Source organism: Aquamicrobium sp., assembly GCF_023954335.1.
Taxonomy (GTDB): domain Bacteria; phylum Pseudomonadota; class Alphaproteobacteria; order Rhizobiales; family Rhizobiaceae; genus Aerobium.
Genome location: NZ_JAMLIE010000002.1, coordinates 419,936 through 441,683, shown reverse-complemented (window position 1 = coordinate 441,683; position 21,748 = coordinate 419,936). Strand labels below are relative to the sequence as shown.

23 protein-coding genes are annotated in these 21,748 nt (G+C 68.4%); 14 read left to right on the top strand and 9 right to left on the bottom strand.

The window, feature by feature from the left end:
• Positions 1 to 3: 3 nt before the first annotated feature.
• The 6 genes from M9945_RS14825 to M9945_RS14800 all read left to right on the top strand — a co-directional run bounded on the left by M9945_RS14825 (position 4) and on the right by M9945_RS14800 (position 5,832).
• Positions 4 to 1,167 carry a CaiB/BaiF CoA transferase family protein gene (locus tag M9945_RS14825; RefSeq protein WP_367945219.1) on the top strand — a complete coding sequence of 388 codons (1,164 nt, stop codon included), beginning with the start codon at positions 4 to 6 and terminating at the stop codon, positions 1,165 to 1,167.
• A gap of 35 nt (positions 1,168 to 1,202) precedes the next feature.
• Entirely contained in the window at positions 1,203 to 1,985 is a 783-nt protein-coding gene (locus tag M9945_RS14820) for a HugZ family protein (protein WP_367945218.1), read from the top strand.
• A gap of 168 nt (positions 1,986 to 2,153) precedes the next feature.
• Entirely contained in the window at positions 2,154 to 2,486 is a 333-nt protein-coding gene (locus M9945_RS14815) for an ArsR/SmtB family transcription factor (protein WP_367945217.1), read from the top strand.
• A 93-nt stretch (positions 2,487 to 2,579) separates the two neighbouring features.
• Positions 2,580 to 2,789 (top strand): heavy-metal-associated domain-containing protein, encoded by a 210-nt coding sequence (locus tag M9945_RS14810; RefSeq protein ID WP_367928951.1) that lies wholly within the window; start codon positions 2,580 to 2,582, stop codon positions 2,787 to 2,789.
• Positions 2,790 to 2,827: 38 nt separating this feature from the next.
• On the top strand, positions 2,828 to 5,029 hold the full coding sequence (locus tag M9945_RS14805) for a heavy metal translocating P-type ATPase (protein WP_367945216.1): 2,202 nt from the start codon (positions 2,828 to 2,830) through the stop codon (positions 5,027 to 5,029).
• Positions 5,026 to 5,832: a TrmH family RNA methyltransferase gene (locus tag M9945_RS14800; protein ID WP_367945215.1), complete on the top strand. Its 807-nt coding sequence runs from the start codon at positions 5,026 to 5,028 to the stop codon at positions 5,830 to 5,832. The genes M9945_RS14805 and M9945_RS14800 overlap by 4 nt, the downstream gene beginning before the upstream one ends.
• Before the next feature lie 282 nt (positions 5,833 to 6,114).
• On the opposite strand, the gene M9945_RS14795 is transcribed toward M9945_RS14800, so the two are convergent.
• Both M9945_RS14795 and M9945_RS14790 read right to left on the bottom strand, forming a co-directional pair.
• Entirely contained in the window at positions 6,115 to 7,278 is a 1,164-nt protein-coding gene (locus M9945_RS14795; protein ID WP_367945214.1) for a hypothetical protein, read from the bottom strand.
• Between the two features lie 129 nt (positions 7,279 to 7,407).
• Positions 7,408 to 7,971 (bottom strand): DUF1134 domain-containing protein, encoded by a 564-nt coding sequence (locus tag M9945_RS14790; protein ID WP_367945592.1) that lies wholly within the window; start codon positions 7,969 to 7,971, stop codon positions 7,408 to 7,410.
• A gap of 303 nt (positions 7,972 to 8,274) precedes the next feature.
• On the opposite strand from M9945_RS14790, the gene chpT reads away from it, so the two are divergent.
• Together chpT and M9945_RS14780 are read left to right on the top strand one after the other, a co-directional pair.
• The gene (chpT, locus tag M9945_RS14785) at positions 8,275 to 8,904 is read left to right on the top strand and encodes a histidine phosphotransferase ChpT (RefSeq protein WP_367928947.1); all 630 of its coding nucleotides are present in this window, start codon (positions 8,275 to 8,277) and stop codon (positions 8,902 to 8,904) included.
• 225 nt (positions 8,905 to 9,129) lie between these two features.
• Positions 9,130 to 9,498, top strand: coding sequence for a response regulator (locus M9945_RS14780; protein ID WP_367945213.1), 369 nt, complete (start codon positions 9,130 to 9,132; stop codon positions 9,496 to 9,498).
• Positions 9,499 to 9,572: 74 nt separating this feature from the next.
• On the opposite strand, the gene ctrA is transcribed toward M9945_RS14780, so the two are convergent.
• Positions 9,573 to 10,268: a response regulator transcription factor CtrA gene (gene ctrA / locus M9945_RS14775; protein WP_367928945.1), complete on the bottom strand. Its 696-nt coding sequence runs from the start codon at positions 10,266 to 10,268 to the stop codon at positions 9,573 to 9,575.
• Between the two features lie 448 nt (positions 10,269 to 10,716).
• On the opposite strand from ctrA, the gene M9945_RS14770 reads away from it, so the two are divergent.
• Positions 10,717 to 11,091 carry a flagellar export protein FliJ gene (locus M9945_RS14770; protein WP_367945212.1) on the top strand — a complete coding sequence of 125 codons (375 nt, stop codon included), beginning with the start codon at positions 10,717 to 10,719 and terminating at the stop codon, positions 11,089 to 11,091.
• 110 nt (positions 11,092 to 11,201) lie between these two features.
• On the top strand, positions 11,202 to 12,107 hold the full coding sequence (locus tag M9945_RS14765; RefSeq protein ID WP_367945211.1) for a leucyl/phenylalanyl-tRNA--protein transferase: 906 nt from the start codon (positions 11,202 to 11,204) through the stop codon (positions 12,105 to 12,107).
• Positions 12,108 to 12,137: 30 nt separating this feature from the next.
• Here the strand turns inward: M9945_RS14765 and M9945_RS14760 are convergent, their stop codons facing one another.
• Positions 12,138 to 12,956 (bottom strand): VOC family protein, encoded by an 819-nt coding sequence (locus M9945_RS14760; RefSeq protein WP_367945591.1) that lies wholly within the window; start codon positions 12,954 to 12,956, stop codon positions 12,138 to 12,140.
• Positions 12,957 to 13,231: 275 nt separating this feature from the next.
• Here M9945_RS14760 and M9945_RS14755 point away from each other — a divergent pair, with 275 nt between their 5' ends.
• Positions 13,232 to 13,780 carry an RBBP9/YdeN family alpha/beta hydrolase gene (locus M9945_RS14755; protein ID WP_367945590.1) on the top strand — a complete coding sequence of 183 codons (549 nt, stop codon included), beginning with the start codon at positions 13,232 to 13,234 and terminating at the stop codon, positions 13,778 to 13,780.
• Positions 13,781 to 14,024: 244 nt separating this feature from the next.
• On the opposite strand, the gene uvrB is transcribed toward M9945_RS14755, so the two are convergent.
• Entirely contained in the window at positions 14,025 to 16,838 is a 2,814-nt protein-coding gene (gene uvrB, locus M9945_RS14750; protein WP_367945210.1) for an excinuclease ABC subunit UvrB, read from the bottom strand.
• Between the two features lie 113 nt (positions 16,839 to 16,951).
• A complete protein-coding gene (locus M9945_RS14745) occupies positions 16,952 to 17,164 on the bottom strand; it encodes a cold-shock protein (RefSeq protein ID WP_367928941.1) in 213 nt (70 codons plus the stop codon).
• Between the two features lie 257 nt (positions 17,165 to 17,421).
• On the opposite strand from M9945_RS14745, the gene M9945_RS14740 reads away from it, so the two are divergent.
• The 3 genes from M9945_RS14740 (at position 17,422) to M9945_RS14730 (ending at position 19,254) form a co-directional block, all read left to right on the top strand.
• Positions 17,422 to 17,949, top strand: a complete 528-nt coding sequence (locus M9945_RS14740) for a hypothetical protein (RefSeq protein ID WP_367928940.1) — start codon at positions 17,422 to 17,424, stop codon at positions 17,947 to 17,949.
• A 438-nt stretch (positions 17,950 to 18,387) separates the two neighbouring features.
• The gene (locus M9945_RS14735; protein ID WP_367928939.1) at positions 18,388 to 18,600 is read left to right on the top strand and encodes a cold-shock protein; all 213 of its coding nucleotides are present in this window, start codon (positions 18,388 to 18,390) and stop codon (positions 18,598 to 18,600) included.
• Between the two features lie 204 nt (positions 18,601 to 18,804).
• Positions 18,805 to 19,254, top strand: coding sequence for a BA14K family protein (locus M9945_RS14730; RefSeq protein ID WP_367945209.1), 450 nt, complete (start codon positions 18,805 to 18,807; stop codon positions 19,252 to 19,254).
• Here the strand turns inward: M9945_RS14730 and M9945_RS14725 are convergent.
• The 3 genes from M9945_RS14725 to M9945_RS14715 form a co-directional block, all read right to left on the bottom strand.
• Positions 19,218 to 20,174 carry a DMT family transporter gene (locus M9945_RS14725; RefSeq protein ID WP_367945208.1) on the bottom strand — a complete coding sequence of 319 codons (957 nt, stop codon included), beginning with the start codon at positions 20,172 to 20,174 and terminating at the stop codon, positions 19,218 to 19,220. The two genes, M9945_RS14730 and M9945_RS14725, sit on opposite strands and share 37 nt — an antisense overlap.
• A 242-nt stretch (positions 20,175 to 20,416) precedes the next feature.
• The gene (locus M9945_RS14720) at positions 20,417 to 21,055 is read right to left on the bottom strand and encodes an MBL fold metallo-hydrolase (RefSeq protein WP_367945207.1); all 639 of its coding nucleotides are present in this window, start codon (positions 21,053 to 21,055) and stop codon (positions 20,417 to 20,419) included.
• 161 nt (positions 21,056 to 21,216) lie between these two features.
• Positions 21,217 to 21,492: a DUF1153 domain-containing protein gene (locus tag M9945_RS14715; protein ID WP_367928935.1), complete on the bottom strand. Its 276-nt coding sequence runs from the start codon at positions 21,490 to 21,492 to the stop codon at positions 21,217 to 21,219.
• Positions 21,493 to 21,748 lie beyond the last annotated feature (256 nt).

Here is a 21,748-nt window from a genome sequence, read left to right as displayed (position 1 = left end):
GCCATGGCTGGGAACGGAACGGGGAACAAACCCGGCCCCCTCGCGGGCCTGACCGTCGTCGAGATGGCCGGCCTCGGGCCGGTGCCGCTCGCCGGCCTGATCCTCGCCGAACTCGGCGCGCGCGTGGTGCGCGTCGAGCGGCTGGCCAGGGAGCAGGCGTTCCTCAATTTGCCGCCTGAGTTCGACCTCGACCGCCACGGCCGCGAGATCCTGCGCATCGACCTGAAGCGGCCGGAAGGCACGGCGCTGCTGCTCGGCCTGATCGGCAAGGCCGACATCCTGCTCGAAGGCTTCCGCCCCGGCGTGATGGAGCGGCTCGGCCTCGGGCCCGACGTCGCGCTGGCGCGCAATCCCGGCCTCGTCTACGGCCGGATGACCGGCTTCGGCCAGGACGGGCCGCTGGCGAACCGCGCCGGCCACGACCTCACCTATCTGGCGCTCACCGGCGTCCTCTCCGCCATCGGCCCGAAGGGCGGCAAGCCGGTGCCGCCGCTCAACCTCGCCGCCGACTATGGCGGCGGCACCATGTTCCTGATCGCCGGGGTGCTGGCGGCGCTGGTCGAGAAGGACCGCTCCGGCAGGGGGCAGGTCGTCGACGCCGCCATGGTCGACGGCGCCTCGATGCTGGCCGCGCCGTTCTTCGGCTTCCTCGCCGCGGGGATCTGGCGCGAGGGGCGGGGCTCGAACCTGCTCGATTCCGGCACGCCCTTCTACGACACCTACGAATGCGCCGATGGCGGCTTCGTCGCCGTCGCCTGCCTCGAGCCGCAATTCTTCGCCGAGTTCTGCCGGCTTCTGCCGCTGCCGGAGGCGTTCGCAAACGCGCAATACGACCAGTCGCGCTGGCCGGCGATGCGCGAGGCGATCGCTACGCGCATCGCAACACGCGGCCGGGACGAATGGGCGGCGCTGTTCGAGGCTTCCGACGCCTGTGTCGCGCCGGTGCTGTCGCTGGCCGAAGCGCCCGGCCACCCGCACAACCGCGCGCGGGACCTGCACGCGACCACGAACGGGCTGACCCGGCCGAACCCCGCCCCGCGCTTTTCGCGCACGCCGGGCGCGCGTTCGGGCGAGGCCTTGCGCGACGCCGCCGCGACGCTGTCGGGCTTCGGCATCGACGCCGACGAGGCGGAACGGCTTGCCAGCGCCGGCATAGTCGGCCAATAAGCAGAGAAATCGCCTCAACTTATCGGAGTGCCCACATGGCGGAGAAGACCAGGGACGTCCTGCGCCCGACCGACGACGAAGCCATCCGCCTCGCCCGGGGCCTGATCCGCACCGCCCGCCACGGAGCCATCGCGGTGCTGGAGCCGGGAAGCGGCGCGCCGCTCGCCAGCCGCGTCGCGGTCGCGACCGACCATGACGGCGCACCGATCATCCTGATCTCGGGGCTCGCCGCCCATACCGGCGGCATCGAGGCCGATCCGCGCTGCTCGCTGCTGCTGGGCGAGCCCGGCAAGGGCGACGCCATGGCGCATGCGCGCATCACCCTCGCCTGCATCGCCGAGAAGATCGCTCGCGACGATCCGCGCCACGCGCGCATCGAATGGCGCTTCCTGTCGCACAACCCGAAGGCGAAGCTCTATGCCGGCCTCGGCGATTTCGCCTTCTACCGGCTGGAGCCGCAGCGGGCGAGCCTCAATGGCGGCTTCGGCAAGGCCTTCGCCCTGACGCGCGAGAACCTGCTGACCGCCGGCGACAGGCTCGACGCCATCGCAGCCGCCGAGCGCCGCGCCGTCGAGCACATGAACGAGGACCACGCCGACGCCGTCGCCAACTATGCCGCCGTGTTCGGCAAGGCCAGGGGCGACGAGGTCTGGGTGATGACCGGCATCGACGCCGACGGCTTCGATCTCGCCGCCGGCGACAGGGTGCTGCGCATCCCGTTCAGGGAGCCGCTGGGCGACGCGCCGGACATGCACAAGACGCTCGTCGCCATGGCGATCGAGGCCCGCCAGGCAAGGACAACGATTGGTCCAGAATGACCGCGACAGTCTTGCCCATCAATTTTTCCCTTCGGTGGCTTGTGATTAGGGAAGTTTAGACTACGTTAGGTTGCATGCATGCCGGGTAGCGGACGGGATGCAACCTGCGAGGACCATCCGGCGTTCTTACCCCCGTAGCGCCTGATGAAATGCGGCGATGGGGACGAAATGATATCGAAGCAGCTTGTCGACAATGCCGACATGGTGGCGGAATTTCTGTCCGCAATCGGCAATGGGAAACGCCTGGCGATCATGTGCCATCTCCTTTGCGGCGAGCTGTCCGTCGGGGAAATCGCCGAAAAGGTCGAGCTGAGCCAGTCGGCCCTGTCGCAGCACCTGGCCAAGCTGCGCGGCATGGGGCTGGTCGAGACCCGTCGCGAGCGGCAGATGATCTATTACTCCTGCTCCTCCCCCAACGTGCAGCGCATCCTGCTCACCCTCGACGACATTTTCGGGGCCCCCGCCTCGGTGCCGACGGCGGCCCGCCCGGCCGGCATCTGAACCCGCCGCTGAAATTCATTCCGCATTCCCCTTGACCTTCCAGTAACTGGAAACCCTATCTGTCTCACGAACGACAGACAGGGAGTTCGGACCATGGACATCGTGCTGAAGATCGAAGGCATGACCTGCGGCGGCTGCAAGGCCTCGGTCGAGCGGCTTCTCGCCGCCCAGCCGGGCGTCAGGAGCGCCACCGTCGACCTCGCCGCCGGCCGGGCCACCGTCGCCGCCGAGGACGGCGTGGCGGCGCAGGCGCTGGCCGACGCGGTCGAGGGCGCCGGCTACGACGCCCGCGTCGAAGGCTGACCGCCTACCATTATAGAGACAAGACAGGCAGAAGAGACATGTCAACGGTTTCGCTCGACATAACGGGCATGACCTGCGCGGCCTGCTCCGCGCGGATCGAGAAGGCGCTTTCGCGGACCGAAGGCGTCCGCAAGGCGGAAGTCAACCTCGCGCTCGAACGCGCCTCGGTCGAGACCGACGATCGGGTCACGCCGCAGGCGCTGGTCGCGGCCGTGGAGAAGACCGGCTACGGCGCGCGGCTGCGCTCCTCCGACGAGGCGGAGCGGCGCGCGGCCGACGAGCAGCGCGAGGAGGAGCGCCGGCGTGAGGAGCGGCTGACGCTGTGGCGCTTCATCATATCCGCCGCGCTCAGCCTGCCGCTGGTCATCGGCACCCTGCCGATGATGATCGGCACCGGCCATGCCTGGATCAGCCCGTGGACGCAGGCGATCCTCGCCACCGGCGTCATGCTGGTCTCCGGCACGCGCTTCCTGCGCGAGGCCTTCGCCGCCGTGCGCGGCGGCGGCGCCAACATGGCCGTGCTGGTCTCGCTCGGCACCTCGGTCGCGTATGTCTATTCGCTGGTGCTGGTCATCAGCGGCGACGTCCATGCCCACCTCTATTTCGAGGCGGCGGCGGTGGTGCTGACCCTCATCATGCTCGGCAAGTATCTCGAGGCCCGCGCCAAGCGCGGCACCTCGGCCGCGCTGGCGGCGCTGCATAAGCTGCAGCCGCGCGAGGCCGAGCTGATCGGCGCGGACGGCGCGGCGCGCGTCGTCGCGGTGGAGACGCTGAAGCCGGGCGACCGCGTCCTCGTGCGCCCCGGCGGGCGCATGCCCTGCGACGGTAAGGTGGCGAAGGGCCACTCGGCCATCGACGAATCTCTCGTCACCGGCGAGAGCCTGCCGGTGGACAAGGAGCCGGGCGATGCCGTGATCACCGGCACGGTCAATGGCGAGGCCGCGCTCGAGATCGAGGTCACGGCCGTCGGCCCCGACACCCGCCTCGCCCGCATGACGCGCCTCGTCGAGGAAGCCCAGACCGGACAGGCCCCGATCCAGCGGCTGGTCGACCGCATCTCGGCGATCTTCGTGCCGGTCATCCTCGTCGTGGCGGCGGCGACCTTCCTCATCTGGTGGCTGGTCGTCGGCGATGCCACCGGCGGCATGGTCGCGGCGGTGGCGGTGCTGGTTATCGCCTGCCCCTGCGCGCTCGGGCTGGCGACGCCGACGGCGCTGGTCGCCGGAACCGGCGCAGCCGCCCGCGCCGGCATCCTGATCCGCGACATCGAGACGCTGGAGCGGGCCGAGGAGATCGGCGCCATCGCCTTCGACAAGACCGGGACGCTGACCATCGGCAAGCCCGAAGTGGTCGCGGCCGAGGGCGACGACGCCACGTTGGCGCTCGCCGCCGCCATCGAGGCCCACAGCGAGCATCCGCTGGCAAGGGCGCTGGTCGAAAAGGCGACCGGCACCGGCGCGCCCCTGCCCGCTGCCGCCGGCGTGCGCGCCATCCGCGGCAAGGGGCTTTCCGGTACGGTCGACGGCCGCTCCGTCTCGGTCGGTAACCGCCGGCTGGTTGAAGAAGCCGGCATCGCCGGCGCGGAGATCGACGCCATGCTCGCTCGCCTCGGCGAAGCCGGGACCGTCGCCTTCATCGTCGTCGACGGGCAGCTGTCCGGCGCGGTGCGCTTTGCCGACACGCCGCGCCCCGAGGCGGCCGAGACCGTCGCCGAGCTGAAGCGACGCGGCCTTGCGCCGGTGATGCTGACCGGCGACAACGAGGCCGCCGCCGAGTCGATAGGCGGCGCGCTCGGCTTCGCCGACATCCGCGCCGGCCTGCTGCCCGAGGAGAAGGTCGAGGCGGTGAGGAAGCTCGCCGCGGAGCAGGGCGACAAGGGCGTCGCCTTCGTCGGCGACGGGCTGAACGACGGGCCGGCGCTCGCTGCCGCGCGCCTCGGCATCGCCATGTCCTCGGGCGCGGACGTCGCCCGCGAGGCCGCCGCCATCACCCTGATGCGCACGGATCTGAGGCTCGTCCCCGCCGCGCTCGACATCGCCCACAAGACGCGGCGCACCATCGCGCACAATCTCGGCTGGGCCTTCGTCTACAACGTCATCGGCATCCCGCTCGCCGCCTTCGGCGTGCTGTCCCCGGCCTTCGCCGGCGCGGCGATGGCGTTCTCGTCGGTGTCGGTCGTCACCAACTCGGCGCTCCTCGCCCGCTGGAAGCCGCGCCTGCCGACGACCGAGCCGCAATGAGGGCGGAGCCGATCCACATCGACGACGCCGGCGATCCGCGTATCGCCGGCTATCGCGCCATCCGCGAGCGCGACCTCGTCGGGCGCGAGAAGCGCTTCGTCGCCGAGGGCAAGGTGGTGCTGAATGTGCTGTTCTCGGCCCGCCGCTTCGAGGCGGAATCGGCGCTGATCCTCGACCGCCGGCTGGACGGCATGGCCGACACGCTCGCCCTGGCTCAGCCCGACATGCCGGTCTATGTCGCGTCGCAGGACGTGATGGACGCCATCGCCGGCTTCCACATCCATCGCGGCGTGCTGGCGCTCGGCCTGCGGCGCGGGGACGACGACGCCGACGCGCTGCTGGCTGGCCTTCCGGACGACGCGCTCGTCGTCGCGCTCAGCGGCATCTCCAACCACGACAATGTCGGCGCGATCTTCCGCAACGCCGCCGCCTTCGAGGCGGATGCGGTGCTGCTCGACGACGCGTGCTGCGACCCGCTCTACCGCAAGGCGATCCGCGTTTCGGTCGGCGCGGCGCTCAAGGTGCCGTTCGCCGTGCCGGGAGACGAGGAGGCGCTGTTCGCGGCGCTCGCCCGCAACGGCTTCGCCCAGATCGCCCTGTCGCCCTCCGGGGCCGACGACATCGCGGCCATCGCGCGGCAGGGCCGCACCGCGCTGTGGCTGGGCACGGAAGGCGAGGGTCTGGCAGAGGCGACGATGGCGCGCATGCGCACGGTCCGCATCCCGATGTCGCCCGGCTTCGACAGCCTCAACGTCGCCACCGCCGGCGCGATCGCGCTCCACCGGCTCTGGCGGCCGCGCTGACTCAACACCTGTGCCGCCTCTATCGAGCCTCGCGCCTGTGCATCACCGGCACCGCCCACGCCGCCCCTCATCCGGCTGCCGCCACCTTCTCCCCGTGAACGGGGAGAAGAGAGCTGCCGTCCTTGCTTTCGCCAATCGCAAGCGCCGCAGGAGAAATTGCGGCCGTTGCGGCCGCCATTCCTTCTCCCCGTTCACGGGGAGAAGGTGCCCGAAGGGCGGATGAGGGGCGGCGCAGGCGTTCGACGACCGCGCTCCTCCGGAGCGGACAGGACGCTACAGGCCCTAGGATTTGCCCGCCGCCTTCCGGTCTCCCGCCTGTTGCAGGAGGCGTATCTTCTCGGCGAGGCTGGCGGGCTGCGCGTCGGCGCGTGCGGCCTTGTCCGAGGCCGGCTCTGCGCCGAGCATCCGGCCTATCTCGGAATCCGGGCCTTCGATGCGCGCGGTCAGGCTCACCATTTCAGCAGCGAGGGCGTCGATTCGCTCGCGCAGCAGCGCGGTCTCGACCTCCCCTCCCGCGCCGGTGCCCGGCGTGTCGCCATTGGCGGCGCTCCATTTCCTTTCCTGCACGGCGCGCAGCGCCTTGTTCTCGCGGGCCTGAAGCGCCAGCTCGTCGCCGAGACGCACGGCCTTGTCCTGCGCCGAGGCCAGCCGGGCGGCGAGGTCGCTGCCGGCCTCGTTCGCCTCGCGCAGCTTCTCGCGCAGCCGTTCGAGATCGCGCTCGCGCCGCTCCAGCTTCTCCTCGCGGTCGGACAGCGCCGCGGTCAGCTTCTCGATCTTGCGCTCCAGCGCCACGATCCTGCGCTTCTCGGCCCGGACGGCCTTGTCGAGCTCCTCGGCCTCGGCCCGCGCCTCGCCCAAGGCGCCGTCCGCCCTCGCCCGGCTTTCCTGCGCCTCGGCGAGCTCATCCGACAGCTTCTCCAGCTTCGATTCCTGCGCCACCAGCTCGATCTGGCGGTTGGAGGCGTCGAAGCTCGCCTGGTCGTACATCGCGCCGAGCGTCTCGAGCTCGTGCACCTGCTCGTCGATGATGTCGTCGCGCTCGGCGATCAGCTCCGCGAGCCGGGCGAGTTCCTTCTCGCCCTTCACCAGCTCCGAGCGCAGGGCGCCCTGCTGCGTCTCGAGCTCGGCGATGGTCGCCGCCTTCTCGTCACGTTGCAGCGCGGTGCGCCGGGCCTCGTCGCGTGCCCGGTCGGCATCGATCGACCGCGCCGCCATCTCTTCGCGCAGCGCCGCGAGCGTCACTTCGAGCTTTCGCGTCGCCATGGCGTGCTCGGCCCTGAGCGCGTCCTTGTCGGCGCGGATCTCGTTGAGCGACAGCGGCAGCGCCGCCTCGATGCGCCGGTGGGTCAACGCGACCGCGCGCCGCCAGATCGCCGGCGCGACCAGAACCGCGAGGAAAACGGCGCTCAGAAAGCCGAGGATGAAGATAAGCGTCGCCTGGATCACAGCCCTGTGCCTGCCCTTGGGCCGCGCATGGGAAAGGCGCGGCAGTCACCGCGCCTATCTGCCATGCCGATGCGGCAAGAATCCAGTGCCTTCACGTCGATGCGGCGGCAAAATGCCGGCCGCTCACGGTCAGAACGGGTTCCAGGTCGGACCGGAGGTCAGCTTGAGGTAGCCGACATTGATGCCGAGGCGCGCGCCGACGCCGGTGCGGACCGGAACGAGCAGCGTGTTGCCGTTCTTGAGCACGGTGAAGCCGAGGCCGGCGAGGACATAGGCCGAGCCGGCGACGCCCGCATAGCGCCTGTAGAGCGAGTTGATGCTGTCGAGATTGTAGACGAGGATCATCGTCCGCGATCCCTGCCCGCCGAAATCCCAGCCCAGCGACGGCCCCTGCCAGTAGACCCGGTGATCGCCGACATTCTTGGTGTAGAGCGTGCCTTCGCCGTAGGTCAGCCCGCCGACCAGCGCGCCCGAGCCTTCCTCGCCGAGGATATAGCCGTTGGGCATGCCGTAGGAGGCGAAGATCGTCTCGATCAGGCTGCCCAGCCCGCCCGAGGTGGCGCCGAAGAACTGATGGCCGGAATCGACGATTTCCTGCGCCGTGAACGCCTGGCCGGCATTGGCCTCGGCCCGCTGCGGAACCGCGACCGCCACCAGCGCGGACACGAACATCGCAGCGAGCGCAAGGCGCATGCCGCGGAAAGATAAGAGCCTGCCCAACATGGCTTGCATTCTCCCTTTGGACCCGCGGCCGCCGCATCCGAAACGCGACCGGCCGCACCGCCGTCTTTGTCCCCGCCGATCCGAACCAAATTATGATGCAAACCTTATTCAATCATTAACCATTCGCCGACCGGCGGCGCGGCGCCCGTCCATGCCTTCCTTGTGGCGACCGCCGGCCTGTGTAACCAATACGCCGTCCAAGAAATTGTGATTCGCCGACGGCGCTTCCTGCGGCCCGGCGGCCGCGACATGCACGACGAGGGGTGCCTTTTGATGAGCGACGTCCTGACCCTTTCCGCTCCCGACCTTGCCGCGCTGCTGTGCAGCCGCGTCTGCCACGACATCATCTCGCCGGTCGGGGCGATCAACAACGGTCTCGAACTGCTCGACGAAGGCGGCTCCGATGAGGACGCGATGCGGCTGATCCGCACCAGCGCCCGCAACGCCTCGGCCCGGCTCCAGTTCGCCCGCATCGCCTTCGGCGCGGCCGGTTCGGCCGGGATGCAGATCGACACCGGCGACGCCGAGGCCGTGGCCAGCGCCTTCCTCGCCAACGAGAAGCCGGAATTCGAATGGCGCGGCGCGCGCGCGCTGCTGCCCAAGAACAAGGTCAAGCTGCTGCTCAACCTGATCCTCGTCGCCAACGCCGCCATACCGCGCGGCGGCAAGATCACGGTCGATCTCGCCGATCTCGACACCGCCCCGCGCTTCACGCTGACCGCGAGCGGCCCGATGATGCGCGTGCCGGCCCGCTTCCTCGAGCTCCATTCCGGCGTCAAGCCGGACGAGCCGATCGACGCCCATGCCGTGCAGCCCTATTATACGCTGCTGCTCGCCCGCGAGGCCGGCATGACGATCTCCATCCGCGCCGGTGCCGAGGACATCGTCCTGACCGCGCAATAGGCCGGCCGCGCGGCTCGTCATTCACGCTTTTGCGTATCAAGTCTCTGTTTTTTCGGGTGTTTGCCTCCCGGAGCAGGTCCGCGCCTTCATGCGCGATGCGTCTGCCGCGCTGCGATATTTACCGAATATTCAGCTAGCCGGTTACGCCGATGTTTACCGTCGCGTCCTAGTCTTCCCTCCATCGCCGCCAACGCAGCAAGCCGGCGGCGAAACATGGGGTGGAACATGAAACGCTGCATGATCGTCGACGATTCGAGCGTCATCCGTAAGGTCGTGAGCCGCATTCTGGCCGGTCCGGACATGGTCGTCGTGGAAGCGCCGACCGCCGGCGATGCGCTCGCCATGTGCGCGGCCGAGCTTCCCGATGTCGTCATCGTCGATTCGCGCCTGCCGGACATGGCCTCCGAAGACCTGATCCGCCGGCTCACCACGCTCGATCCGCAGGTCAAGCCGCATATCATGATCTGCATGACCGAGTTCGATGTCGGCACCATCATGCGCGCCCGGCGCGCCGGCGCGCGGGGCCACATGCTCAAGCCCTTCAGCCGCACGCAGCTGCTCGAATGCTTTCGCGACATGGAAATCGCCGCGTAGCGAATAGAACAAGGAAAAGGCCGCTGACGCAGTCAACGACCCCCTATTCGCTACTCTCTATTCGCGATCCGCTTCTAGGCGATTTCGCGAATGTCTTCCGGCTCGCGCAGCACGTAGCCGCGGCCCCAGACCGTCTCGATGTAGTTCTGCCCGCCCGACGCGGCGTCGAGCTTCTTGCGCAGCTTGCAGATGAAGACGTCGATGATCTTCAGTTCCGGCTCGTCCATGCCGCCATAGAGATGGTTGAGGAACATCTCCTTGGTCAGCGTCGTGCCTTTGCGCAAGCTGAGCAGCTCGAGCATCTGGTATTCCTTGCCGGTCAGATGCACGCGCTGGCCGCCGACCTCGACCGTCTTGGCGTCGAGATTGACCACCAGGTCGCCGGTGGTGATGACCGACTGGGCATGGCCCTTGGAGCGGCGCACGATGGCGTGGATGCGGGCGACCAGCTCGTCCTTGTGGAACGGCTTGGTCATGTAGTCGTCGGCGCCGAAGCCGAGGCCGCGCACCTTGTCCTCGATGCCGGCCATGCCGGAGAGGATCAGGATCGGCGTCTTGACCTTGGAAAGCCTCAGCGTGCGCAGCACCTCGTAGCCCGACATGTCGGGCAGGTTGAGATCGAGAAGGATGATGTCGTAGTCGTAGAGCTTGCCGAGATCGACGCCCTCCTCGCCGAGGTCCGTCGTATAGACGTTGAAGCTTTCCGACTTCAGCATCAATTCGATGCTCTGTGCGGTCGCACTGTCGTCTTCGATGAGCAGAACGCGCATATATGTCCCCTTTCCCGCCGCAATCCGGGTTCAGCGAGCTTCCGGCTTCGCAGCGGCAACTGCCTGAATCGGAAATTGCCATGCAATGGTTAACAAAATATGATTCACCTTTGCAAGCTCAATTCCACGCATTCAGCTTTTGCCGATACCTTCTTGAATCCAAACGTAAATCACAAAACCCGGAAGTTAATGTGATGGTTCAGGAAACACGTCCAAGCGACTCAATCAGAGTCGTTTTGCCGCGTTAGGCAGGCCAAATCGTCTTTACCCGGCCTTAAGCCCTCCCCGCTATGATTAACAATGCGCGTAAACGAATGGTTACCGCCGGGGCACGAGGTTAGGATTTTGTTTCCCATCGTCGTGCAGCATGCCCGTCGGCAGCGGAACAACCGGTATGTTGCCGCGGGTTCAATGCGTGCGAGTGTATGCGTTTCGGGAGTAGCGAGTAATGAAGGCACGAGAGAATCTGGTGCGGCTGAAGCGTTTTCAGGTCAATGAAAAGCGCAAGCAGCTCACGCAGCTCGACATGATGATCGCCGATTTCGAGCGCATGGCCGGCGAGCTGGAACTCCAGATCGCCGCCGAAGAGAAGAAGGCGGGCATCACCGACATCAACCATTTCGCCTATCCCACCTTCGCCAAGGCCGCGCGCCAGCGGCGCGACAACCTGCTCGGCTCGCAGGAAGAGCTGAAGCAGCAGCGCGAGAGCGCGCAGGCGCTGCTCGACGCGGCGGAAGCCGAGTTGGCGAAGGCCGAAGCACTGGAAATGCGCGACGGACGCGGCCGCGACGCCGATGGCGGACGCGCGGCGGCTGCCGGCTGACCGGACCGACGGAGCGCCCGCGGACAGCCGCGGCGTTACAGGCGGGACCGCGGCGGACCGCCTCCCGAACCCCGCCGCCCCCGGAAGGCTGACACCGGAAAGGCAGACAGTTGCCCCAAGACACCGCATTTGCCCCCGATGCCGGTGCAGAAAACGCTTCAAGCACCCCGATCGCCCGCGCGCGGCAGCTCGTGCTCGGCATGCTCTATCCGCTGAAGCCGAATCGCGTCGGCGACGCGCCGTATCTGGCCGCCTGCATCGTGCTCGACACGCTGAACCGGCGCGACGGCCCGCCGCAGGCCGCTGACATCAGGACGCGCCCGGCCGGCTATGCCGGCATCGCCTGGGATGTCTCGACCCCGACCATTCTCGAGGCCGCCCGGCGCGGCTTCTATCCACATTCGCATGTCGGGCCGATGAAATGGTGGTCGCCGCCCGAGCGCGCGGTGATGATGCTCGATATGGTCCACGTCGCGAAGCGCTTCCGCCGCACCATGCGCGCCAGCGACGCCGTCCTGTCGTTCGACCGCGATTTCGAGGCCGTCCTCGACGCCTGCGCCGCGCCGCGCCCCGGCCGCACCCCGCTGACCTGGATCACCCCGCGCGCCAAGGCGCTCTACATGCGGCTGCATCGCGAGGGCCATGCGCACTCGGTCGAGATACGCAATGCCGGGGGCGTGCTGGAGGGCGGCCTGTTCGGCCTGACCGTGGGGCCCGTCTTCAGCGCGCTGTCGATGTTCCACACCGCCGACAACGCCTCGAAATTCGCCATCGTCGGGCTCTACCATCACCTGTCCGAATGGGGCTTCGCCGCCGTCGACCATCAGGTGATGTCCCCTTGGGTCGAGGCGCTGGGTGGCGCGATGCTGCCGCGTGCCGCCTATGAGGCGCTGCTGAAGACCCCCGCCCCGGCGATGGCCGCGCCCGGCCGCTGGACCGCGCGCTACAGCCCCGCCGACACCGCCGGCTGGCAGCCCGTCGGCGACAGCGGAAAAGACGCGGCGGAGGCGGCGTAGCGCCGCCTTCCGGTCAGCTTCGCAATCGCCTCACGCGGCGACCGGCCGAACCCTGATCTCGGTGCCCCACGGATCGCGCGAGGCGCTTTCGTTCGCGCTGTCGCGCGACAGGAGCTCGACGAAGCTCAGCCCCGTGCGGTCCTCCTCGCGGCGGCCGGCGCCGCGGCTGCGCCAGACATTCGCCCCGATATGGTGGTGGTAGCCGCCCGAGGACAGGAACACCGCCTGCCCGCCATAATGGGTGATGGTGTCGAGGCCCTGCGCCTCATTCCACCACGCCTCGGCCGCCTCGACGTCGCCGACGCGCAGATGGACATGCCCGACCACCGTGCCGGCCGGCGCGCCGCGCCAGCCCGCATCGCCGTCGCGCAGCTCGCCCATCAGGCTGTCGAAATCGAGGCGCTCGGTCGCCATGCGGATGGAGCCGCCCTCGCGCGGCCATTCGCTGCGGTCGCGGTCGACATAGATCTCGATGCCGTTGCCCTCGGGATCGTTGAGATAGATCGCCTCGCTGACGAGATGGTCCGACGCGCCGTCGATGGCGAGGCGGGCGTCGGCGGCATGCTGCGTCCAGCGGGCGAGATCGGCGCGGGCGGGCAGAAGGAACGCGGTGTGGAACAGGCCGGAGCTTCGCGGGTCGTCTTCGCGCAACGCTGCCGAGCCCTCGATCTCCAGCAGCTCGCGGCCGTCGACTCCGAGCCCGATGGTCGAGCCCGCGCGGCGCAACTCGTCGAGGCCGAGCACGGATCTGTAGAAGGCGGCGAGGCCCTCGGCGTCGCGCGACCGGAGACCGACGCGGCCGATGCTGACCGGCGTGGTGGCGGCAAAGGGAAGGAAAAGGCTGGTCATCTGGTTCTCCGTTCGTGCCGGCACGGCGCCGGCAGAAAGCGCGAGCGCGGCCATGCCGCCCGTTATCTGGCGTCTCGTCGGTCTCATGTCCCTCGACCTCCCGGCGAAACGGCTGCATTGCGTCATGGTGGAAGATCGTGGGCGGCGGGCCAAGGCGCAAGGCCGATTCCGCAGACACGCCGTTCACGCCATGAAGACGATGAATCGTAAAAGCTCGCCGAACGGTTGACGGGCAAGCGGTTGCAACGATGCGGCCGCATCGCTACATGGCGGCCATGAAGGTCAAGGACGCAGATATCCTCATCATCCCCGGCTACACCAATTCGGGGCCGGATCACTGGCAGACGCGCTGGCAGGGCCGGCTTTCCACCGCGCGGCGGGTGGAGCAGGCCGAATGGTCGAAGCCGGTGCGCGACGACTGGGTCGCCAGCGTGGTGAGGGCGATCGAGGAGGCGACGCGGCCGGTGGTGCTGGTCGCCCATTCGCTCGGCGTGCCCACGGCGATCCACGCCGTGCGCGAGGCCGGGCTTCCCGTCGCCGGCGGCTTCTTCGTCGCCCCGCCCGACGTCGCCAACCCGGCGATCCGGCCGAAGCACCTGATGACCTTCGGCCCCTATCCGCGAGACCCGCTGCCGTTTCCGTCGCTGACCATCGCCAGCCGCAACGACCCGTTCTGCGCCTTCGACGTCGCCGAGGACGTCGCCGGCGCGTGGGGCTCGCTGTTCATCGACGCCGGCGAGGCCGGCCACCTCAACGCCGAGTCCGGCCACGGCCCCTGGCCGGAAGGCTCGATGACCTTCGCCAATTTCCTGACGCGGCTCTAGCGCGTATCCGCACCGCCGGCGCCGCCCCTCATCCGGCTGCCGCCACCTTCTCCCCGTGAACGGGGAGAAGAGAGCTATCGTCTTTGATTTCGCCAATCGCGAGCGTGGCAAAGTGGGGATTTGGCGGTGCGGCCGGCATCCCTTCTCCCCGTTCACGGGGAGAAGGTGCCCGAAGGGCGAATGAGGGGCGGCGCGGGCAGACGGAGATCACGTTCCTTCGGAACGGATAAGACGCGATGCGGCTTTAGCGCCCCGGCCGCCCGGTCTTCTTCTTGCGGCCTGACTTGTGGCGCTGCTCGGCCGGGTCCTCGTAGGAGCCAATGCCGGCGCGCTCGCGCTTTACCGGCTTGGGGTCATCGACGGGTTTCACCGGCGCCCTGCCCGGCACCGGCTTTTCCGTGCGCCCGACGGTCATCTCGTCGAGCGAGTTCTTGCGGAAAAGGCCCCGGCTCACTGCGCCCGCAGGAGTGGCGTGATCGCCGGAGGTCCCCATCTCGTCGAGGTCCGCCTTGCGGAACAGGCCGCCGGCCTCCTCCACGGTCCTGTGCCGCGCCCTGCCCTTGTTGTGCCGGCCCTTCTCGCGGCCGGAAACCGGGCTTTCCTGCTCCACGTCGCGCGCCAGCGGATCGTCGGCGACGGCGAGCTCCGCCTCGCGCAGGCGCTTGATCTCGTCGCGCAGCCGCGCCGCACGCTCGAAGTCGAGGTCGGCCGCCGCCCCGCGCATCTCCTTCTCCAGATGCTCCAGATGCGCCTTGAGGTTGGAGCCGACGAGCTGGCCGCCCTGGGTGACGCCGGAAATGTCCGGCCGCACATGGTCGCGCTCGTAGACGGAGTCGAGGATGTCGCCGATGTTCTTCTTCACGCTTTCCGGCGTGATGCCGTTCGCCTCGTTGTAAGCGAGCTGCTTGTCGCGGCGGCGGTTGGTCTCGTTGATCGCCCGCTCCATCGAGCCGGTGATCTGGTCGGCATAGAGGATGACCTTGCCGTCGACATTGCGCGCCGCGCGGCCGATGGTCTGGATCAGCGAGGTCTCCGAGCGGAGAAAACCTTCCTTGTCGGCGTCGAGGATGGCGACGAAGCCGCATTCGGGAATGTCGAGGCCCTCGCGCAAGAGGTTGATGCCGACCAGCACGTCGAACGCGCCGAGGCGCAGGTCGCGCAGGATCTCGATGCGCTCCAGCGTGTCGATGTCGGAATGCATGTAGCGGACCCTGACGCCCTGCTCGTGCAGGTACTCGGTCAGGTCCTCGGCCATGCGCTTGGTCAGCACCGTGACGAGGGTGCGGTAGCCCTTGGCGGTCGTCTCGCGAATTTCGTCGAGCACGTCGTCGACCTGGCTCTTGGCCGGGCGGATCTCGACCGGCGGGTCGATCAGCCCGGTCGGGCGGATGACCTGCTCGGCGAACACGCCGCCGGCCTCCTCCATCTCCCAGCCGCCGGGCGTGGCCGAGACCGCGACCGTCTGCGGCCGCATCGCGTCCCATTCCTCGAAGCGCAGCGGCCGGTTGTCCATGCAGGACGGCAGGCGGAAGCCGTATTCGGCCAGCGTCGCCTTGCGGCGGAAGTCGCCGCGATACATGGCGCCGATCTGCGGCACCGTCACATGGCTCTCGTCGATGAAGACGATGGCGTTGTCGGGCACGTATTCGAACAGCGTCGGCGGCGGCTCGCCCGGCGCGCGGCCGGTGAGGTAGCGCGAATAGTTCTCGATGCCGGCGCAGGAGCCCGTCGCCTCCAGCATCTCGAGGTCGAAGCGCGTGCGCTGCTCCAGCCGCTGCGCCTCCAGCAGCCGGCCGGCCCGCTCCAGCTCGACCAGCCGGTGCTTCATCTCCTCCTTGATCGACTTGATCGCCTGGTTGAGCGTCGGCCGCGGCGTCACATAGTGCGAGTTGGCGTAGATCTTGACGCTCTTCAGGTCGCCCGTCTTGGCACCCGTCAGCGGATCGAACTCGGTGATCGACTCGATCTCGTCGCCCCACAGGGTGATGCGCCAGGCGCGATCCTCGAGGTGGGCCGGGAACAGCTCGATCGTATCGCCGCGCACCCGGAACGAGCCGCGCGTGAAGTTGATGTCCTGCCGCTTGTACTGCTGCGCCACGAGATCGGCGAGGAGCTGGCGCTGGTCGAGCTTGTCGCCCACCTCCATCTGGAAGGTCATCGCCGTATAGGTCTCGACCGAGCCGATACCGTAGATGCACGACACCGAGGCGACGATGATGACGTCGTCGCGCTCCAGCAGCGAGCGCGTCGCCGAATGGCGCATGCGGTCGATCTGCTCGTTGATCGACGATTCCTTCTCGATATAGGTGTCGGTCCGCGGCACGTAGGCCTCGGGCTGGTAGTAGTCGTAGTAGGAGACGAAATACTCGACCGCGTTGTTGGGGAAGAAGCTCCTGAACTCGCCGTAGAGCTGCGCCGCCAGCGTCTTGTTCGGCGCGAGGACCAGCGCCGGGCGCTGCGTCTCCTCGATCACCTTGGCCATGGTGAAGGTCTTGCCGGAGCCGGTGACGCCGAGCAGCACCTGCGTGCGCTCGCGCTCGTTCACCCCGGCGACGAGGTCGGCGATCGCGGTCGGCTGGTCGCCGGAGGGCTTGAACGGCGTCTCCATGCGCAGCTCGATGCCGCCCTCGGACTTCTCCGGCCGGGCAGGACGATGCGGCACCCACGCCTCGTTGCGCAAATTGGGATCGCCGCCCTCGATCAGCCGCGACAGCGCCGCGACCGTGGCGGTCACGCCCGACGAGGCGAGCGTGTCGACGTCCTCCAGCGCGATGTCGAGGCCGGCGACGGGGTTGAGGCCGGCGGCGACGCGCTCCTTCGGCGAGGCCGCGCCGCCCATCGAGGTGCCGCGCGCCGTGCGCGTCGGTTCGGCCGAGCGTTCGGGGATCTTCTTCTTCGCCGGCTTCGCGGGGGCGGCCTTCGCGGCCTCGCGGGCGATCTGCTCGGCCCAGCCCGAGACGGAGCCGCCGAGCGGCGCGCCCTCGAACGCCGCCTGCGGCGCCTCGCCGAAACCGGACGGGTTCTCCGGCGTTGGGTTCTCGTTCTGTTTTCTGGCCATGGCGCGAATATGGGCAGAGTCCATGCCGATGGAAAGGGGTGCCGGCACGAGGCGCAAAGGAAAAGGGCGGCGCAGTCGCCCGCGCCGCCCTTTGTCCGAAACGGCTAGGCCGATCAGGCCGCCGAAAGGTTGACCGCCTTCGGGCCCTTGCCCATGCGGTCCGGCTCCACGTCGAAGGTGACCTTCTGGCCGTCCGCGAGGGTGCTCATGCCCGAGCGCTCGACGGCGGAGATGTGGACGAACACGTCCTTCGCGCCGTCATCGGGGGTGATGAAGCCGAAGCCCTTGGTGGTGTTGAAGAATTTCACGGTGCCGGTCTGGGCCATGGGAATGCTCCTGTTCCCTGATGATGAACCGCACCTGCGCCCCATGCGCAGGCTCGCGGGTGGTCGAGAGTTCACGGTGTCGGGGAAAGGTCGTCCATAACGGTCCAGTCTCCGGGTCAGTAAATGCCCGAACGATACGCTCTTCGCACAGAAACGGCTCTGGCACAAGGGTTTCCTGGGGGTGACAGGGGCAATCCGGGCGGATCGGGCGCGAAAGCGGTTGCGCCGCCGCGCCCGAGGACGCAGGATCGCCGGTCATGAAGCAGCTCGTCACAGCCGGCCTCGCTCTTGCCCTGGCCCTCGGCGCCGCCGGCCCTGCCGCCGCCGAATGGCAGGTGGACAACGGCGTCGCCATCGTCGCCCCGACGACGAACAACAGCACGATGGAACTGCTGGCGATTTCCTGCGGCGACCCCTATCAGGTCGAGGTCTATTCGCGCGGCGGCCCGGTCCGCCCCGACAGCGGCGCGCCGGCGGAGGCGGACTATTTCTACAAGCCCGGCAAGGTCGAGGCGCGGATCGACGGCGCGGCCTTCGCGCTGGCCGCGGCAGGCTCCGACGCGGCGGTGGTGCTGTTCGCCGAAGGCAAGGCGGCCGAGAGCCACCTCGCGCCGGTCACCCGGGCGTTCATCGAGGCGCTGAAGGACGGAACCACGCTGGTGCTGGCGTTCGACGTGACGCCTGAGCCCAACGCGCAGGACGACTCGCCGCACGAGACCGTCGCGGAATTCCCGCTCGCCGGGTCGCGCGCGGTGCTCGACGAGGCGCTCGCCGGCTGCCGCTGAGGCGCATCGGCCCGGAACCGGCTCCGGCCGGCGGGCCGGCGGGCCGGGAAACGAAATTGCGGAGCGCGTGGCCCGGTGCCGTCCGGCCACGGCGCGCTTCGAGGGGATGGCAGGGCAAAACCCGTTGCCGCAGGGACACCCGTCCCTTGCGAATCTTTCGCTTGCCCGCAGGACAAAAATAAAGGAAAGATAGAGTGTTCGGGCATTTGCCGGCCCGGAGACTGGAAATAGGATACCCGGTGCAATTGCATATACGCCACCGCACACGCAGCCGTGACGACATGCCAGGACGCGACCACCGGGACGGACGCGAAATGAGAGGGTTCTGGCAAGACCCCGGCGCGCGCAGAGCTGTTTCTTCTCCCCCAGTAAAGGCACGAGACGCGAGCGGGACCGACACCCCGCGCCATCTAACCACAGGGAGATAAGGAGCTTCCCATGCCCCAGAGCGGAACAGTCAAATTCTTCAACCATGCCAAGGGCTTCGGCTTCATCACGCCGGACGATGGCAACAAGGACGTGTTCGTCCACATCTCGGCCGTGCAGGCGTCCGGCCTGCCGGGCCTCGAGGACGGCCAGAAGGTCTCGTTCGACACCGAGCCGGACAAGCGCGGCAAGGGCCCGAAGGCGGTCAACCTGACCGTTCTGTAGGCGCGAAAGCCCGCAACCAGTTTTTTTCGATGCCCCGCGGGGTCCGCCCGCGGGGCATCGTCGTTTCCGACCCTTACTGGCCTCGGACGGCCGCGCCCGGATCGCATGAACCGGGCATTCAGCGCCCATTCAGTCGCCCTCTCCTAAACCGGCAGCCAGTTCCGGCCGCATGGCCGTCGCTTCGGGTCCACAGGAGATCGACCGATGACTTTCCGTCCCAGCAAGACGCTCGCCTGCGCCGTCGCCGCCGCCACCCTCGCCTCCGCCCTGCCCGCCGAGGCGGGCGAACGCTGGCGCGACCATCACCGCCGCCCGATCGCGGCGGAGCGGCACGGCGACGCCGCGGACCTCATCGCCGCCGGGCTGATCGGCCTTGCCGCCGGCGCGATCATCGCCGGCATCGCCAGCCGGCCGCCCCCTGCTCCGCGCGAGCCGGCGTGGCGCCATCCGCAGGCCTATCCGCGCCCCAGCCCCGACCGCGTCTATTTCCCGCCCGTGCCGCCGCGCGGCATGTCAACCGGCGCGGCAGGCCTCTATCAGCCCTGGTCGCCGGCCTGGTACGCCTGGTGCGGCGAGCGCTACCGCTCGTTCGACGCCCGCGCCGGCACCTTCATCGGCTATGACGGCGTGCGCCGGTTCTGCATCGCTGGCTGAGGCCGCAAGGCGCGCCACGGCCTGCCGTCGATGGCGGACAGGCCGAGGCCGATCAGCGCTATGCCGGCGACGTGACGCGGCAGCAGGGCCTCGCCGAGGAACAGGATGCCGAGAAGGATGGCGCTGACCGGGATCAGGAACGTCACCAGGAGAAGGTTCGTCGCTCCCGCCGACGCGAGGATGCGAAAATAGAGGACGTAGGCGAGCGCCGTCGAGAGCGCCGCCACCCCGGCCAGCGCGGCGAAGGTTGCCATGCCGGGCATCGCCAGCGTCCACGGACGGTCCACGACCAGCACCAGCGGAACCAGCAGCAGGCTCGACGCCGTGACCTGCCCGGTGGCGGTCGCCATCGGCGACAGGCCCATCGCGCCGAACCTGCGCCCGTAGATGCCGGCGAACGCATAGGAGATCGCGGCGGCGAGGCACAGCGCCTGCGCGGCGACATGCGCACCCAGCGCCTGCGCCGCGTCGAGCCCGATCATCACCGCGACGCCAGCGAAGCCGGTGACGACGCCCGCGACCCGGCCGGCGCTCATCTTCTCGTCGCCGGTCAGAAAATGCGCGAGGACGACGGTGAACAGCGGCGTCGACGCGTTGAGGATCGAGGCGACGCCCGAGGCGATGTGCTGCTGGCCCCAGACGATCAGCGAAAACGGGACGACGTTGTTGATGAGCCCCATGACGAAGAAGGCGCGCCAGATCCGCGGCGCGCGCGGCAGCGCATCGCCGGCGAGGCGCAGCAGCGCGTAGAGGATCAGCGCCGCGAGCGCGACCCGCGCCACGACGATGGTGAACACCGGCAGCTCGCGAACCGCGATGCCGTTGAAGAAGAACGAGCCGCCCCAGACAGCGGCCAGAACGAGCAGCATCGCCCATTCGCGCATCGTCATCGGCCGGCTCGTTCGGGTGGTTGGCGACATCTCATTCCTCCGCAAGCAGCAAGTCTCGCGAAGGGGTAGGATCGGCCGGCGGTCGGCGCCACCCGTTTCCTGCCTGCCGGGAACGGAGGGAAATTTCCTTTTATGAGCAGCGGGTTGCGCCGGCGGCCGGACTCACTCCGTCAATGCACGTCCCTCGAAAGCGGGGCCGCTTGCGGGATGAAGACATGCGTCAAAGCAGGAAGCCATGCGCAGGAAACGACTCTGAAAAATCGTGATGCTGGCTAGACGAGGAACGGATTGGAGCGCCGCTCGTCGCCGAAGCGCCCGCCCGGCCCGTGGCCGCAGATGAAGCCGATCTCGTCGCCGAGCGGCAGCAGCTTCTCCTTGATCGAGCGGATCAGGGCCTCGTGGTTGCCGCCCGGAAGATCGGTGCGGCCGACCGAGCCGTGAAACAGCACGTCGCCGACATGGGCGAACTTCGCCGCGCGGTTGTAGTAGACGACATGGCCGGGCGCGTGGCCGGGACAGTGGAACACCTCGAAATCGTGGCCGTCGAAGGACACCGTCTCGCCCTCGTCGAGGAAGCGGTCGGGCGCGCAGTTGCGCACGCCGGCGATGCCGTAGACCTCGCCCTGCCGCTCGATCTGCGACAGGAGCGGCGCGTCGTCGCGGTGCGGGCCGATGATCTCGACGCCCAGCGCCTCCTTCAGGTCCTCCGCGCCGCCGGCATGGTCGATATGGCCGTGGGTGATCCAGATCGCCTCGATGGCGAGGCCGTTGTCGCGGATCGCGGCGAGGATGCGCTCGACGTCGCCGCCCGGATCGACCACCACGCCCTTTTTGCTCTCGTCGTCGAACAGGATGGTGCAGTTCTGCTGGAACGGCGTGACGGGAATGATGCCGGCCTTGAGTTCGCCCATTCGAAGTCTCCTTTCGCGGCCGCGCCGGCCGAGCGGCGCGTTCCGCGCGTCATGGATCGTCGCCGCAGATGTGGCGGTTTCCCGCCGCGAATGCAAACGGCAAAATCCGCGCGCCTTCCTGCCGGGAAGACGCGCGGCGTTTTATGGGATTCAGCTGCGGATCAGTGGCGGTATTGCTGGATTCGCGTGGTGCGCAGGCCGGCGAGGCCGTATTCGTCGATCGAAGCCTGCCACGACAGGAACTCCTCGACCGTCAGCTTGTAGCGCTGACAGGCCTCCTCGAGGCTGAGAAGCCCGCCGCGGACGGCGGCCACCACTTCCGCCTTGCGCCTGATGACCCAGCGCCGCGTATTCGACGGGGGCAGATCGGCTATGGTTAGCGGGCTGCCGTCAGGCCCGATGACATACTTCACCCGCATTCTAACCAGATCGGTCATCGTACTCTCTACACTTACTCAAAGCACCAATCGACGCAGATGCTAGCGCGCCGCCTTTAAAAATTGCCTAAGCGCGTCCTAATTCATAAGTAAGGAATCTGAATCCCGCGTTAGGGTTTGCCCGGTCATTTTAGTCGAATGCGACAGATCGGCCGCCCGCCATGGCGGCGCGGGCCGTGGCGCTCGCCGCGCGCTTGACCTATATTGCCCGGGCGGGCATTAGAGCAGCGGCCGAAAAAGTGGATGCCGGTTGTCG